Annotated in this window: 14 protein-coding genes and 1 pseudogene; 5 read left to right on the top strand and 10 right to left on the bottom strand. The window is 47.3% G+C overall.

Features of this window, described 5'->3' with window-relative positions; all coding sequences use genetic code 11:
* Positions 1-6 precede the first annotated feature (6 nt).
* From sigK to DFQ00_RS10770, 5 genes and pseudogenes are all read right to left on the bottom strand, one after another.
* Positions 7-438: pseudogene (gene sigK / locus DFQ00_RS10790) on the bottom strand (RNA polymerase sporulation sigma factor SigK); the annotation flags it as partial.
* 239 nt (positions 439-677) lie between these two features.
* Positions 678-1,370, bottom strand: coding sequence for a GNAT family N-acetyltransferase (locus tag DFQ00_RS10785; RefSeq protein ID WP_110896475.1), 693 nt, complete (start codon positions 1,368-1,370; stop codon positions 678-680).
* A 178-nt stretch (positions 1,371-1,548) separates the two neighbouring features.
* Complete coding sequence (locus DFQ00_RS10780) at positions 1,549-2,100, bottom strand: TetR/AcrR family transcriptional regulator (protein WP_110896474.1); 552 nt, start codon at positions 2,098-2,100, stop codon at positions 1,549-1,551.
* Between the two features lie 16 nt (positions 2,101-2,116).
* Entirely contained in the window at positions 2,117-2,299 is a 183-nt protein-coding gene (locus tag DFQ00_RS10775) for a hypothetical protein (RefSeq protein WP_244213778.1), read from the bottom strand.
* 194 nt (positions 2,300-2,493) lie between these two features.
* Entirely contained in the window at positions 2,494-3,429 is a 936-nt protein-coding gene (locus tag DFQ00_RS10770; protein ID WP_110896473.1) for an alpha/beta hydrolase, read from the bottom strand.
* A gap of 427 nt (positions 3,430-3,856) precedes the next feature.
* Between DFQ00_RS10770 and DFQ00_RS10765 the strand changes: the two genes are divergently transcribed.
* Positions 3,857-6,259, top strand: coding sequence for a galactose-binding domain-containing protein (locus DFQ00_RS10765; protein WP_110896472.1), 2,403 nt, complete (start codon positions 3,857-3,859; stop codon positions 6,257-6,259).
* Between the two features lie 92 nt (positions 6,260-6,351).
* On the opposite strand, the gene DFQ00_RS10760 is transcribed toward DFQ00_RS10765, so the two are convergent.
* Both DFQ00_RS10760 and DFQ00_RS10755 read right to left on the bottom strand, forming a co-directional pair.
* Positions 6,352-7,635 carry an MFS transporter gene (locus DFQ00_RS10760; protein WP_244213777.1) on the bottom strand — a complete coding sequence of 428 codons (1,284 nt, stop codon included), beginning with the start codon at positions 7,633-7,635 and terminating at the stop codon, positions 6,352-6,354.
* A 33-nt stretch (positions 7,636-7,668) separates the two neighbouring features.
* Positions 7,669-8,595 carry an ADP-ribosylglycohydrolase family protein gene (locus DFQ00_RS10755; protein WP_110896471.1) on the bottom strand — a complete coding sequence of 309 codons (927 nt, stop codon included), beginning with the start codon at positions 8,593-8,595 and terminating at the stop codon, positions 7,669-7,671.
* A gap of 467 nt (positions 8,596-9,062) precedes the next feature.
* On the opposite strand from DFQ00_RS10755, the gene DFQ00_RS10750 reads away from it, so the two are divergent.
* Together DFQ00_RS10750 and DFQ00_RS10745 are read left to right on the top strand one after the other, a co-directional pair.
* The gene (locus tag DFQ00_RS10750) at positions 9,063-9,731 is read left to right on the top strand and encodes an HAD family hydrolase (protein WP_110896470.1); all 669 of its coding nucleotides are present in this window, start codon (positions 9,063-9,065) and stop codon (positions 9,729-9,731) included.
* A 46-nt stretch (positions 9,732-9,777) separates the two neighbouring features.
* Positions 9,778-10,950, top strand: a complete 1,173-nt coding sequence (locus tag DFQ00_RS10745) for a mannitol-1-phosphate 5-dehydrogenase (protein ID WP_110896469.1) — start codon at positions 9,778-9,780, stop codon at positions 10,948-10,950.
* Between the two features lie 219 nt (positions 10,951-11,169).
* Here the strand turns inward: DFQ00_RS10745 and DFQ00_RS10740 are convergent, their stop codons facing one another.
* The 3 genes from DFQ00_RS10740 to DFQ00_RS10730 all read right to left on the bottom strand — a co-directional run bounded on the left by DFQ00_RS10740 (position 11,170) and on the right by DFQ00_RS10730 (position 13,812).
* Positions 11,170-12,060, bottom strand: a complete 891-nt coding sequence (locus DFQ00_RS10740) for a hypothetical protein (protein WP_110896468.1) — start codon at positions 12,058-12,060, stop codon at positions 11,170-11,172.
* A gap of 151 nt (positions 12,061-12,211) precedes the next feature.
* Entirely contained in the window at positions 12,212-12,868 is a 657-nt protein-coding gene (locus tag DFQ00_RS10735) for a YkyA family protein (protein WP_110896467.1), read from the bottom strand.
* Between the two features lie 41 nt (positions 12,869-12,909).
* Positions 12,910-13,812 carry a polysaccharide deacetylase family protein gene (locus DFQ00_RS10730; RefSeq protein ID WP_244213776.1) on the bottom strand — a complete coding sequence of 301 codons (903 nt, stop codon included), beginning with the start codon at positions 13,810-13,812 and terminating at the stop codon, positions 12,910-12,912.
* A gap of 316 nt (positions 13,813-14,128) precedes the next feature.
* Between DFQ00_RS10730 and DFQ00_RS10725 the strand changes: the two genes are divergently transcribed.
* Positions 14,129-15,073: a DMT family transporter gene (locus DFQ00_RS10725; protein WP_110896466.1), complete on the top strand. Its 945-nt coding sequence runs from the start codon at positions 14,129-14,131 to the stop codon at positions 15,071-15,073.
* A 157-nt stretch (positions 15,074-15,230) separates the two neighbouring features.
* Positions 15,231-15,994: sulfurtransferase (locus tag DFQ00_RS10720; protein ID WP_110896563.1), on the top strand; the 764-nt coding region annotated here is incomplete at its 3' end.

The raw sequence follows: 15,994 nt of genomic DNA, 5'->3' as shown, positions 1-15,994 counted from the left end.
TGTGGGTGTTATTTCATTGCCCTCTTTATCCGTGCCAATCGGGTCATGCAAGGACACGTCCTTACGTGTTTTCTTCAGGGAACGCAGGTGCATCAGAATTTCGTTTTCAATACATCTCGCGGCAAATGTGGCCAGCTTTGTGCCTTTGCCTTGCTGGAAGCTTTCGATGGCTTTGATCAAACCAATCGTTCCAATCGAAATCAGGTCCTCCTGATCTTCGCCGGTATTGTCAAACTTCTTGACGATATGCGCCACAAGACGCAGATTGTGTTCAATGAGCAGATTGCGCGAGTGGGCATTGCCTTCTGCCATGAGGCGCAGGTGTTTGGCTTCGTCATCCTCAGCGAGTGGCTGGGGAAACGCATTGTTTTTGACATACGAAACGAGTAACGTTAACTCTTTAATGAACAGGGCTATTGCGGTAAACAATCCGGGCACAGATGACACCTCCTGCAGTTTTACAACGATCTGGCCTGAGCACATAAGGGAACAGGGTCGATCTATTGTATGTGGGCAGGGGCCCAGAAGTGCACGTACATTTCAATCTGCAGCAAAATAAACAAACGGACACAAAAAATACATCTGATGAGGGGGAGTTCTTTTTTTTCAGATCGGCCCATCCTGTCTACCCGCTCACCCTGCTCATCGTTTCGGCTTCATATTAGAGTAGAGGCTGCTTACGCGTAGACCCTTGTACTTGAAGGTACTTGTAGTTTAACTTTAGCTGGAGCAACCGACATTTTGAAACTCCAGTTGCCGATCGTTTTCCCATTACGTTCAATGGTGGTATAGTCAAACTCCGTGAATCCATTCTTCGTATAGAAGCTGCGATTGAGTTCACTATTCGTAAATGTCACAAATGAGGCTAACGTATCGCCTTTGCTCTCTCTTTTGATATACGGAATAATACAATCCGTGAGCATTCGGCTTCCCAGTCTTTGTCCCCTGCATGAGTTATCTACAGCCAGCGATTCCAGGAACCAGGCTCCCTTTTTCGCACCTTTACTAGGCTCATGGCCTTCATTGAGGATTTTCAAAAATTTATATACTTTAATGATGCTGACGGTCTTGAATAGTCTGAACGCCCCCGCACCGAAATAGTCCAACAATCCAATTTCTCTACTATCCGGGCGATCCAGAATGGCAACACTTTTAATTTGATTGTCCTCTTCTCCAATGAAAACGACACTTTTTTTATAATAGGCGCCAATATACACCTGAAAGACTTCAGTCAAAAATTCAACAAAGCTGGCTTGATCGTTAAACTCGCCCCGGATTTCATCACACAATGGATAATCTGCGAATGACTCCGCATTTAGTCTTGCTACAACTTTCAGCTCGTCTACTCTTGGTTTTCTGTATTTCATCATATGTGTTACCCCCTGATTGTTCGCTATGCGGTATTTGTTTAAATCTTAACCTTTAATCAGGGCATCCGGTAATACACAGTTATACGCAGAATGTCCGTTAACGAACACTTTGCTGCATCGTGTTCGCTAACGGACATTCATTGGCTCTGAACTCCAGTTCAAGCAGATAACGGACTTCTCATTCTTCCCATAGAAACCCGAGCAGCTTGGAAAGGCACGAGACTAGTTCCTCCGCAGGCATGGCAAAATCGGTTTCAAACCACCACATCAACATGCCAACAACACCGGACGTATAATAAGCGACCAGAGGTGGCAGGCTCTCGCTGGCTAACACTACCCCCTCCTCCCTGCATACATGAAGGATATTGGTGAAAAAAAGGTTAAATGTCCGCTGCAGCAATTGCTTCAGCTCTTCTGGTACTTCTTCTACAAAAAGATTAACATACAGCTTTTTATTGTCACGAATATCAAGCAGAACCTCCAGAATCACTTCCTCTGGCGGGGAGTTCAAAATGATCTCTTCCAGCATTCGCGCCTCTTGCTGCATTATGTAGGAAATCAGCTTATATTTATCCTCAAAATGTGCATAGAACGTCGTGCGTCCCACGACAGCAGTCCGGCATATATCATTTACCGTAATTTTTCGGAATGGCTTTTGTTTAAGCAACGTATCCATCGCTTGTACAATGGCTTCCCTGCTTTTCATAATTCGAATATCCTCTTCAAGCACGCTATGAATCCTCCTTCTACACACTTACCGTATGGATCGAGCCTACCCGCTGCAGTAGCAGAAATCCGTTTTCTACACTTTCAATAAAGTATTTCCTCTCGCCAAACAAAATGACATCATTTGCAGCCAGTGTAACCTCACTTTTAAAATAAATGACATTATCGGTCTCCCGAAATGCCCCTTTATAATATATCACCATATTCCCCTCTTTCACGAAATGGTTCTGATGTAACGTTTCTAATGCTGTGCCTCTGGTACGATACGGTCTATCTTTAAAAATACACAAAGCCCCAGATTCTGTACAGGACAGAACTGAGGCTTGTGCTCATCCAGCGTTTCTCTTTTGTGTCAGAGCTGATCAATGGATGATTACTTTTGGATGGAAAGGGGCCATTATTTGAAAATTCGCTGAGAGAACTGGTACAATCCGCTGTTCCAAACAGACGGCTCATGTGCGCCTACATCCTGATACCAAATGTGCGGAACGTTCATGCTGCTGAGACTATTTTTAAAGTTCTGGCTGACCCACAGCAGTCCATCACTTGCCCCACAGGAGACCCAAAGCAATTTCAGCTTGCTTGCTGCCTGTGCAGGATTAGTGATCAACTGGTTCGCAGGCTTCGTATTTGGAGCGGCAGAGAAAGCACCCACCCAGGCGAACGTATCAAGGTTCGTCAATCCAAAGTTGAGGGACTGACCGCCGCCCATGGAAAGACCCGCTAATGCGCGGCTGTTCCGATCCTTGTACACCGGATAGTTTGCCTCAATATGAGGAATAAGATCCTTCAACAAATCCTTCTCGAACCGTTCAAACGCAGCAACCTTGTCCGGAGCAAAAATGTCTCCTACCGGACGGTCATCCTTCATTGCCCGACCATTCGGCATAACAACAATCATATCGGCCAGCTTACCTTCGGAATACAGGTTGTCCAGAATATTCTTCGGCTTCATTGCGTTAACCCACTCGTATTCATCACCGCCAATACCATGCAACAGGTACAGCACATTATATTTTTTGTTTGGCGAATATCCAGGCGGCGTGTACACCATTGCCTTCCGTGCATTGCCAACCGTCGTAGAATAATACGTAATCAGATTGGTGTTGCCATGAGGGATGTTATTCCGATAGCCATCATAACCAGGAGGCGCAGGTACAACCGGAGTTGAATTCAGAGTATTATTTACCCCGTTGTTGGATGCATTGGCAGATTCATATGCGGTGTTCTGAGCAGAAAGATCGCTGAATTCCGTGGCAGATGCCATCGTTGGGGCTAACATTGCTACAACCATCGAAAGACTTAAAAGGATAGAGATACGACGTTTTTTCATTTTCAATTTCTCCTCTCAATTTGGTTAAACTTTAGCAATACTTCTGTCATGAAAACCCTTACAAATAAATCCACCACCTCCCTTCCGTCCCTTATACAGCACGCTTGGCACATGACAGGATTAACAACGAAAGCCCTCTATACAGTTACTTATATAGTATATTTAAACTTATTTATCCATTTTTAGCAACTATATTTAAACGATTTTCGATATAAATAATATACATTCTACCAGTTTCACATTCCTAAATTGTAAAATAATGTTGTTAAATTGAATATTTTACCTTATTATAATCTGAAATGAGGGGGTGTGCCTACTAAAAATTCAATATCCTCGCATATTCTTCTTTGGAACATGTTTCTCACCATGAACCGACGACACGTTTTACCGTTTTGCAAACTATCTATTTTCTGGGAGGGAAAGGATCGTGTACAAACTTCGATCGTCGATTCAAAAAACATGGGCATCATTTTTAGTTATCACATTATTGCTTCCACTACTTGTAGGCCTATGGCCGTCCAATGCATATTCTGCATCTAACAACGAGGGTAAAATATATATAACGGCTGACAACGAATTTTCACTCTATGTAAACGGTAAGCAGATAGGGAAAGGGGAAGATTGGACCAAGACCTATACGTTCCCTGTTCCGGTCCAGCCGGGTACCAATGTCATTGCTGTGCAAGCTAAAGATTTCGGCGTATATGCCGGCCTTCTGGCAGATCTCGTTTACAATGATGAAAATCTCGTTACTGACTTCAACTGGAAAGCATCTGAACGATACATTGAAGGCTGGGAGCAACCAAGGTTTGATGACACATCATGGGCCCGTGCTTCTGACTTCGGGCGTTACGGCATTGAACCTTGGAAACAAATCGAAGGTATGCCGGAAGATACAAGTGCACGCTGGATCTGGGCGGGTAAAACCAACGTGGATACCCCCGTTACCGAAGCCTACTTCCGCATTTCATTTTATGTTTCGGAAGACGGACTGGCGATCAGCAACCCGTTTACATCTTCAGGACAGTTTGAACAAGTCGATTATCAATTAAAGCCGACTCAACCTATGCCTTCTTTTATTACGAAAAGGCTGCCCGCCTTTAATGCTGTTTTTGAAACAGTTGAAGAAAAGGGCTACATTGATCTTAATTCTCGAGAAGCCGCACAGCTTGGCAAGCTGCTTTCGCCCGGTCAGATTTTTCTGGATGAATCCTCAGCCCGAGCAATCAAGGTTGCGGGCACCAGCACAAATTCTGATGGAATACGCGTGGATTACACCACGCCTGGTGCGGATGAGCTGTTTGATTATTATGATATTCCCGAGCAAGAAGTTTCTTTAGAAGAGCGCAACATCGTTATGCCTGATTCCGACATGGTACTGGAAAGCAGCGAATGGATCAAGGATGAGGCAAGCGTTTTATCCGATATGAACACCGATGAGGAACAAGCAATCAAACATTTCAACATAGACAACACCGTGCAGCAAGATAACAACACCTTCGACGCTGAACTGCCTACCGATGCAACGTTTACGATGGCCGAGCCTATGGATACAGAGCTCCAGGATGTAGCTACCAAGGAGAACAACGAGGGCTTAATTCATCAGAGTAACGACAGCGTGGCTTCCCTCGACCCAAATCTGGCTAACTCCATAGATATGGATGACCTTGTTCGTGCCGCTGGAGCAGGTGATTTTGCCAATTGCAAAAAATCCGGTAACGAGTTTGTCTGTGATTTCAAAAAAGTGCTTGTCAATCAACAAAATGCAAACGGTAACAAGGTTTATGTTGAAGCAGGCGGCAAGCTTACCTTGATCACACCCAAAGTGACGGGAAAATACGGCTTCTGGGGAAAATATGATCTGAAATTTACTGCAGGCGAGAAGGCTAACATCTACATCAAGGGTGATGCCAAATTCAAAAAAGAAGTCAAAGTACCGATCATGGGCTTCAACATTGGCGCAAGCAGTCTCGGGTCTGTATCCGTTGGCGTGTTCCTGGTCATCGGGGTGGATGGCAATGTCACATTTGAATTCCAGGTGGATCAGGGGTACACCGTCACTCTAGGTGTCAAAGGTAAAACACGTGCCTATATTCCTGTGAAAATCCAGCCATACAGCAGTGTGAACCGCTACCTTACTGTCACTCATAAAATTGAAGGACAAATCACAGCCTGGGCAGGAGCCAAAGCCGAGGTCAGTCTGAAAATTGCAGGCAAAAAAATATTAGAGGTCAGTGTATTTGCAGGTATTGAAGCCACAGGGAAGTGGACAAGCAGCAACAGTGTGCCAAGTACGATGTCTCTGACCATTGATGCCCTTGTGAAAGGAGAAGGTGCTGTATTTAATAAGTCGTTCAAGCTTTTCGAACTGCGATGGAATCTCGTAAGGCTGGTGAAAAATCCGACCAATCCGGGAACAGGTCAGAATCTGGCGAGAAATGCTACCATTACGGTATCCTCGACCTATCCGGGTTATTCCGCAGCACGAATTAATGACGGCGACCGTAACACAGCTCTTGGAGAGAACTATAGCTGGGCAAATAATCGGAATTCCTCCTTACCCCAATATGTTGTGCTTGACCTGCCGGCACCCAGCTCCATCTCACGTATTGATCTGTACACGACCAAAGGTTATCCGCTTGCCAACTATGAGCTGCAATACTGGAATGGTTCAAGCTGGGTGAATCTGGTTCAGGTTACCGGCAATCAGGAGTTAACGCGATCACATACCTTTGCATCCGTTGACACCTCTAAGGTACGTGTAGTCGCCAGCCGAGGACCTTCTCATCAGCCGACCTATGTTCGGATCAATGAGCTTGAAATCTATTAAAATTTGCGCAGCAAGCAAGAAAACCTCAGCTTCCTTGTACGCAACAAGGGGCTGAGGTTTATCTCATATGACATGACTACATCCATTGTAATTTAGCGCGCCACTATGGACTGTCCAGCATCTGCCCCGTCAGACGAAGCCCTCCTGTCATGCAGGATCAGACTCCATAACAATCCAAGGAGTCCTAGCCCGGCAATCACAGCAGCATAGAGCGGAACCGAGATTAGCCCCGTGTGCGTTATAGCAAAACCACCGATATAAGCACCGGCCGCATTCCCGAGATTAAACGCAGAATGGCTTGATGTTGTCGCCAGCAAAGGGGCCTCGCGGGTCATATTCATAATGCGAACCTGGAGTCCAGGCATAATACCAAAGGCTGCAACTCCCCAGAAGAAAATGGTGGTCACTGCGAGAATCGGATTGTGAAGTGTCAGCGTTAAAACCGCCAGCAGCACTGCTAGAATGGCAAAGTTAACAATAAGTGAGGGCATGAGCTTCCAGTCTGCCAGACGACCGCCAACCATATTGCCCAGTGTAACCCCGAAGCCAAACAGCACCAGAATCCATGTAACACTCTGCTCCGCAAATCCACTAATATCCACCAGCATCGGTGTAATATATGTGAACACTGTGAACAAACTGCCACACCCCATCGCCCCGATTAGCAGCACAAGTAGTACCTGTGGCCGAATCAGATTGCGAAACTGTTGCCCCAGATTGGCCGGTGGCCCTTGGGGAATGACGGGAATAAATCGAATAATCCCTATCAGTGAAATGATGCCAAGGAGCGTGATCGCTCCAAAGGAAGATCTCCAGCCGAGCTGTTGACCGATAAATGTACCAAAAGGCACACCAATAATATTGGCAATGGTCAGGCCTGCAAGTACAACCGACACCGCACCAGCCCTTCGATCCGGTGTGACCAGCTTCGTAGCCAGAATTGAACCCACACCCAGAAATGTACCATGGGCAAATGCCGTCAGAATACGTGCCGAGATCAGCAGCCCATAGGTAGGAGCGATCACAGATAACGCATTACCGATGATGAAAATACACATCAGCAGCACCAGTAGTTTTTTCTGCGGAATCCTGTGAGTGAACACCGTAAGAATTGGCGCACCCACAGCTACGCCCAGCGCATAACCCGTAATGAGCTGTCCGGCCTGTGGAATACTTACATTCAAGTCCTCCGCCACATTGGGGAGCAGCCCCATAATGATGAACTCTGTCATGCCAATGGCAAATGCCCCTATCGTCAAACATAACAGCGATAATGGGAATGTCCTCTTTTTACCCGATGCAGAAGCATATGATGGCCCCGTATCTCCTGGCGGCGTTCCCGCAGAAGAATGAAGTGAGTGTTTTGTCTTGCTCATGATGATTTCTCTTCTCCCGTCTCTTTCTTGTGTCTATTGTGTTACCGATGTCCATAATGCTTCGTTCAAACGCTCAAAATCCTCTTTCATCGCCAGCTTGTCCTGCCAGTGCACAGGAATGCCCCTTTGCCCGTAATACGCTCCTGCCATTTGTCCATATACTGCACCGGTGGTATCCGCATCATCTCCCAGATTGACTGCCAGCAGTGCCCCTTCCTCAAAGCTGGATGACTTGTAGAATGCCCACAGTGCAGCTTCCAAAGAACGAACCACATAACCGCTGCCTTGAATCTCGGGTGGTTCTTTACGTTGATACGATCCCATGACCACTTCTTCGATAGCAGGTGAAAAAGACATCCCCGGCTCCGTCCGCCAGCGCTTCATCGTCTCAGGGGACAACATGGCTGCCTTGTCAGCTCCGCGAAACCCTGCTACAAGAATCGCCGCCAGCGCTTCACAGGCTTCTACACTCTCCAGCGCAGCATGTGTGGTTCGAGAGCTAAGTCCGGCGTAGCGAACAGCCTCTGCGGGTTGATGAGCATAAGCCATCGCCACCGGGGCAAGCCGCATAATAGAACCATTGCCCGCTGTCATTGGATCACTTGAACCACTATAGGGTTCCCCGGTTCGGACAAAGCGCTCCAGCGCATTTCGTGTCGCCCCGCCGATATCAAAGCATTCACCTGTACTGCTCATATAACCAACCTTGTACCAGTTCGTATACCGGCGCATTTGATCAGCGGCATCGAAGCCCTGCTGACGCACCAGGCTTTCTGCCAAGCATAGGGCCATGGAGGTATCATCAGTCCATTGGCCTGCTTTTAAACCAAACACACCCCCGCCTACCATATCTGTAACAGGCTCAAAGGTACCCGGACTGCTGAACTCAACTGTAGTTCCCAGTGCATCTCCCACTGCAAGCCCCATGAGACATCCATTAAAACGATCCTTGTGAAGCATATTGATTCCCCTCCTTGCTTGCTTTACTGTACATGCTTGCGCTCCAAAAAGCAGATGCATTTCTTCTATTATAAACGTGTCGAAAGCTGTTGAACGGTCCAATCTCATTTATTTTCACAAAAAAATTAAATATATTTCGCGTTGAAAACTCCACTTACTCTGTACACCGCTTACATGCAAAGCCCTTAACGGTTTGTAAGCCTCTTAATTTTCTGAAAACAAGTCATTTATATGAAATTTTTCAATGTTAATAATCATGACATACTTGACCCTTAACTTTGTCTTGTGTTACGGTTTTATTAGCTTAACCGCATATTTTTTCCCAAATTAATTTTTATTTGCGGTTTTTGCGTCAGATAACATTCCGCAGGTTAATGAATGTACGGGAATTGACTTGCAGAAAATTTTCAAAAATAATGTTTTTCTCAAAACCAAAAACAAATTCTGAAAACAGGAGGAACAGATTTATGATCAAGGCACTGATTTTTGACTTCGATGGAACGATTATTGATACAGAGACAGCATGGTACGTTGCATTTCGCGATGCATACAAAGAACATGGTGTTGATCTGACGCTGGAGATGTACTCCGGCTGCATTGGCACCAATCTCAAAACGTTTAATCCGTATGAGTACCTCATCACAGATTTGAATCTTCCGATTGATCGGGATGCGTTCAGGGAATCCGTTCAGTTGCAGCATGCTGCGCTCATGAACAAAGAGAAAATTCGCCCAGGGATTCAGACTTATCTGGAGCAAGCACGCGAAGCAGGACTCAAACTCGCCGTTGCTTCCAGTTCCAAGCGTGAATGGGTGGAGCAACATCTGGAGCAACTGAAACTGAAAGATTACTTTGAAGTGATTCGTACGGCAGATGATGTCGCCAATGTGAAACCAGATCCCGAATTGTACAATCAGGCACTTGATGCACTCGGAGTCAAAGCCGCCGAAGCTGTAGCAATTGAGGACTCACCGAACGGCGCACGTGCGGCTGCCGCAGCGGGTATGCATTGTGTTGTCATTACCAACACCATTACAGGAACACTTGAATTCGATATGCCACACCAACGGCTATCCTGCCTGACCGACCTCGAATTAAACGATTTGATCTCGAAGCCACTCGTCACCACCGTCTAAGGTCCGAACGAATTTCGTTATCCAATCTTAAAGGGGGAGTTCACACATGAAAGCTGTACATTTTGGTGCGGGCAATATAGGCCGCGGATTTATCGGTCATATGTTGTCCGCTTCCGATTATGACGTCTGCTTTGTCGCACGTAACCCGATGAAGATATCCATGCTTCAACAAAGACAGGAGTACCCAATTACACTCGCCAACAAGCAACAGGATACAACCATTGTGAACAACGTAACCGCCATTAACGTAAGTGAACAGCATCGCGTAGCGGAAGAGATCGCTTCTGCAGATCTGATCACAACGGCGGTAGGCGTGTCAGCCCTTGGCGATATTGCCGAGCCTATTGCCAAAGGCATCTATCTCCGTATGAAAGCCAATAATCACAATCCACTGCATATTATCGCTTGTGAGAACGCCATTGGCGGCAGCACCAGGCTGAAGAAACGCATCTATCCATTTCTGGATGAGCGCACGCGTGCTAAAGCCGAGCGTTATATTTCCTTTCCCAATGCAGCTGTGGACCGTATTGTCCCGGCTCAAAACCATGAGGACCCGCTACAAGTAACGGTTGAGCCTTTTTATGAATGGGTTGTTCACCGGCCCGCCCTGCTCGATGGCTTCAAAGAAATTCATGGGGTTCATTACGTCGACTCTCTTGAGCCCTACATCGAACGAAAGATGTTTACCGTTAACACAGGCCACTGTGTAGCCGCGTACTTGGGTCACATTGCAGGCTTTAAAACGATTCGGCAGGTCATGAGCAATTCGACTCTTCGTGCCAAAGTGCGCCATGTGATGGAAGAGACTGGAGCCATGCTGATTCGCAAACACGGTTTCGACAGTGAAAAGCACCAGAAATACATTGAAACGATTCTAGGACGATTTGCCAATCCGAATCTGACCGATCAGGTTACCAGGGTTGCACGATCCCCACTTCGCAAGCTCTCGCCTCACGACCGGCTTGTTCGTCCAGCGATGCAAGCCAGTGAATTCGGAATTGCTATTCCTCACTTAACCTCTGCGATGGCGGCCGCGATGTTATTTGATGACAGACGCGACGAGGAAGCCATGAAGATGCAGCACATCATTCGTGAAGATGGCCTCTCTGCTTTTATCCACGAACGCATGGGTATTCCCGAAGAGCATGCCGTTCATCAGCAAGTGATCACCCGTTATGAAGAACTTCAGGGGAGCAAACTAAAGACTGCACTCACCTGAACCTGCTGTTCAGGATGGGGGCTCAACCCAGCAGCATAACATGAATATAGACATACGCCGGGAGGAACCCATGCCTTATCCTGTTCCTTCCGGTTTTTTGACTTCGATCAGCCTGAAGACAAACAAAACCAAAAAGCACATCCCCTCTCTACTACAAGGAGATGCGCCGCTGACTTTGTTACTATACTGATCTATTTGTTCACTCATCTATCAATTCAACTATGATTTCATTATCGAGTTGATTGATGCATAGACCATAGGCAGGAAACCTTCAGATGGTTCACCGACTGGTGCATCTATGTGAAAAATGAATCCATTACCGTCCAGTTCCTTGACGATCACATATTGCGTTTTCTTCTCATTCTGAGACATCATAAACAGTCTGGCATCTTTCATTGGACCATTACTAAGCTGTTCAGCGGTCAGTTCCTTGACCTCTCCGTTCTTGGCAAGCTCTTTTCTGGCGTCCATCTTCAACTCCTCGAGATCGAAGTCAGAAGAAAGCTTCTCCATCTCTACTTTATACGCCGGATCAATCTTCATCGTTAACTCATGCTCTTCTGCATCAAACGCCATCGGCTCAAAAATATATAAAGAATATCCTTTGGCTTGCGCCAGTGTTACTGGTCTCTTCTCCGTTATTCCTTCGACCGTTACTTCGAGTTTCGACGTTGCTGGTCGGTCAGAGGTTACAGCTTCTCCTGTACCCGAGCCTTGGTTATCGTCATCCGCAGATGCGACCTTGGTAATCTCGGTAAGCACCCGTTGCTTGATCGACGAGTCGATTGTTTTCTCTACGTATTTAAACTGGACCGTATCCTCATCGTCAAGATCGTCCATTAACTTCTGCATATCCTCTCCCACTTGGAAGGACATCGCTTTGTCATTGACCCGAATCTCAACGGTATGCGGGTCTGCCCAGCCCGTCAGAATCCCGCTTGCTTCAATGACATCACTTTCCTGCGGCGGCTCTGTAGCTGGTGATGACTCCTCCGTATTGTTCACAGGCGGCTGCAATGCAGGTGCACTGCTACCGCAAGCCACAAGCGAGAACCCCATAAGCAGTACCAGTAATGTGGTGCTGACCTTTATTGTGTTCCCTTTTCGCATATGAACACCTCCGTTAACTTATACGCAATGCTGCTTGTCCATGTTGCTGCCCAACTAACATACAATCGTTGCATACTAGTACTTACACGAAAGGCAGGCAGATCAATCACGTAAACACGGTATTGGACAGCGCACCTCGCCTGTCGGCTCTTTAACCCGCCTGATCCAGCTTGACTAATTGAGCATGAGCAGCATTGAACGCCTGTGTCTGCAGGTTGAATTGTTTGCGTACTTCACCCAGCTTGGCATACGCTTCATTACGCGTGCGAATGGCACGTTTAATTTTGACCAGATTCGGCTTGGCACTTGCTCTCATCAATCCGTACAGCTCTTCTTCTGCACTCAGGCTGCTTTCGTAAGAGGCAACAAACAGCTCGAACGTTTTGGCTCTGGCCTCGTATTGATCAAGCACTTTTCCCGCGTGAAGGAGTGTTTCTGGCTTCTCGATGGTAAGCTCCTTCAACGAATGACGCAGCGCTTCTGTCTTCTCCGCTGTCTCCTGCATCACTTTCCCGGTCTGCTGAAGCAGATCTCTTCGTTCCTTGATGTGAACCTCAGCCTGATCCAGCAACGGTTCGATATTACTGTTTTTACTTTTGCCTTTGCTTAAAATCGACTTGTATAATTCCATATCCTCTTCTTCATACTTGGTCATGGCCTTCAAACTCTGATCAATCTGCTGACCACCCTGGACCAAACGATTCACCTGATTCGCCGCTGGCTCCTGTGGCTCTCCACATCCACTAAGCAGAAGCATCAGCAGCAGACTGCAGGCTGCAAGTATTATTTTTCGACGCGTAATTTGCATGTGTTCTCCCTCTCTTGCATTACTCTCTATCCACGAATGAACTATAGACGGGTATCTCCGCTAAAGTTGACAACCCAGTGTGCGTTCGGATCATACACCTCAAACTCGTAGCCACGTTCCTCCAGCAGCTTCATAATACGCGGCAACGCCTGTACCGTCTGTTCCCGTTCATGCATCAGAATAACTTCTTTATCCCTGTGCACACTGTTGCTCACCCGAGCTACAATTTTATCCGGCTGACCTGGCAGGTTCCAGTCCAGTGAGTCTGTCGTCCAATCCCACATTTTGAATCCCGCAGCTGCGATATCCCCTCTGAAACCTTCGCCGATCTGCGGACTGCTTCCATATGGAGCACGGATGAGATGTGGTGTATACCCGATCAGCTTCTCAACCATCTGCTGCTCTTTTTTGAACTCGTTCACAAAGTTCGCTGAGCTTCCGCTCTTATACAGCTTTTTATAGTTATGTGTCATGCTGTGAAGACCAGGATAGCTGCCCTCCTTGACCAACCGTTTCACCGCATCCCGATGCTCATTCAACTGACGTCCCACCATGAAAAAGGTTGCCTTTGCCTCGTGCTGCTTCAAGATATCCAGCAATTGATCTGTATAGATGCTCGGCCCGTCATCAAATGTTATGTACGCCACCTTGCGAACCTGCCCCAGAAATCTTGCAGGCTCCTCTTTTGCCTCAGGTGTAACCTGAATCATGCCCAGCTTGGCGGGCTGCTCAATTACGGCAATAGGGGGCGGGGCCGCTACCGTTTTAATCCAATGAGTCATACCGATGAACAGATATGTCAAACCCGCAACAAACAGAGCTATAAGCATAAGAGCTACACTCAACCTGCCGTATCGGATTTTTCTTCGTCTATGGGTTTGCTTACGGCTCATGCTGCGAATCGCATTTCCATACTCTCTCGTTGCTTCTTGTTGTGCTCTCACGTACTGCCCACTTCCTAACTTTCATTTTTTCCCGATTAATGGAATATTATCTCGACTATTGTCTCTATATAGAAGATTAATAGAAAACTGGGCCCTGAGAATGACAGAATAGTTACAAGCTCGGTTACAATCTGCTTATCTCTTTTCCATGTTTCTCTAATGGATGCTCATCAGGTAATTTCAACTGTCTTTACAGGCAAAAATCTCTCTAAACTTCCTAGGTTTCCTTCAGTTTATTTCTATCTTCCCTGTGGTGACCTTCTCCTGTATAATAAGATGATTTAGGTCATATTATTTTCAAGAAGGAGTTACACCCATGTCAAGTATAAACCGTGCCGGCAAATCTATCTATTTGTTATTTTTTGTCGGCATTATTGCCATTTCATTCTCCTCTATTTTTGTACGCTGGTCTGACGCAGATGTTGCGGTCATTGCGATGTATCGTCTATTTTTAACTAATCTGATTATGCTTCCTTTCCTCTGGCCTCACAGGCATGAGATGATGCGGTTGAATTTCCGTCAATGGGCTTTACTGCTCGCCTCCGGTGTCATGCTTGCCCTGCACTTCCTGCTGTGGATGGGATCATTGCGATTAACCAGTGTGGCGAGCTCCACCGTCATCCTTGCCTTGGAGCCCATTCTGATTCTGGCCGGCTCGGTCTGGCTGTTCAAAGCCAAAATCAACCGCATGATGCTGATCGGCATGGGTATAGCGCTGTTCGGGTCCATTATCATCGGTGCTGGTGATTTCCAGGTGGCAGGCACTGCGCTGAGAGGGGATATTTTGTCCTTGCTTGGCACGATGGCGGTAGCTGTGCATATGCTTCTGGGTCAATTTTTGCGGACGGGTCTCAGTGCCTTTTCGTATAACTTCTGGGTGTTCCTTGTTGCTGCCTGCACGTTTGCCGTTTACAATCTGTTCATGGGTCATGCTTTTGGCGGTTATGCCGCTTCAGAATGGGGTATCTTCCTGCTGCTCGCTATCGTACCTACGATCTTTGGACACTATCTCTTTAACTGGCTGCTACAGTATATGAATGCAACGACGGTGTCGATGGGTGTGCTTGGAGAGCCTGTATTCTCTTCCTTGCTGGCGTGGGTGCTACTGGGAGAGTCGCTGAGTACGCTGCAAATGTCAGCAGGTGTTGTGATCCTGTTCGGCGTGTGGATTTTCATTCGTTATGGCAAAACCAAACCACAGTCTATTCCGGCCGATGCCCCCATCGCCGCTCCAGGTTCTGTTGAACCCAAGACGGTATAATGGTTGCTGCCAAAAAAGCTGATCCGCTTCGGAATAAGGAATGGACACTGCAAAAAGTCGGAGCCTGCAAACCTCAGAATCTGACGGTGCAAGAACTGAAATTATGAAGGAATTTCGTAAAAAAAACAATCATTACATATAAAGGCGGTGTGTTGTTATGAAAAATATTGTATCCATGCGCTGGCTGCTCGCCAGAATGTACGAACCGGACGTTGTCATTGCAGACTGTCGCTTCCTGCTCGGTCAGCCTGAAGTCGGGCGTGAGGCTTACGAAGCCGGACATATTCCAGGGGCGATCTACCTTGATCTCGAAAAGGATCTGTCCGCTCCCGTAACCGAGCATGGCGGGCGTCATCCGCTCCCTGATCCGGCTGCACTCGCAAGCCGTCTTGCCAAAGCAGGCATCGGCTCCAATAGCCGGATCATTGCTTACGACGATCAAGGCGGCTTGTACGCCTCGCGCTTATGGTGGCTGCTTCGCTACCTGGGCCATGAGCAAGTATATGTTATGGACGAGGGCTTCTCCGCTTGGCAGAACGCCAAGTTCCCGGTAACAACGGATGTGCCGGTGCAGATTCCATCTTCGTTTGAAGCGAACCTGCAGCCACAGATGCTGGCACATGTCGAGGATGTACAGCATGCTTCCACCACTGGCAGCGCTGTGATCATCGACTCCCGCGATGCCCGCCGCTATGCGGGTCTGGAGGAACCTATTGATGCCAAGGCTGGGCATGTTCCGGGGGCCGTGAACTATTTTTGGAAAGACGTGCTTGGTGCAGATGGTCGCTGGTCTGATGTTGAGGCATTAGAGGAGCGGTTCGTGAAGCTGGGGAAAGATGATGCCATCATCGTCTACTGCGGCTCAGGTGTCTCTGCCTGCCCGAACGTGATTGCGCTGGAGGAAGCGGGATTCTCGAATGT

This window comes from Paenibacillus barcinonensis, from assembly GCF_003217495.1.
GTDB lineage: Bacteria > Bacillota > Bacilli > Paenibacillales > Paenibacillaceae > Paenibacillus > Paenibacillus barcinonensis.
Note: the sequence above shows the minus strand (reverse complement) of the source record. Positions and strands in the feature narration are given on the sequence as shown.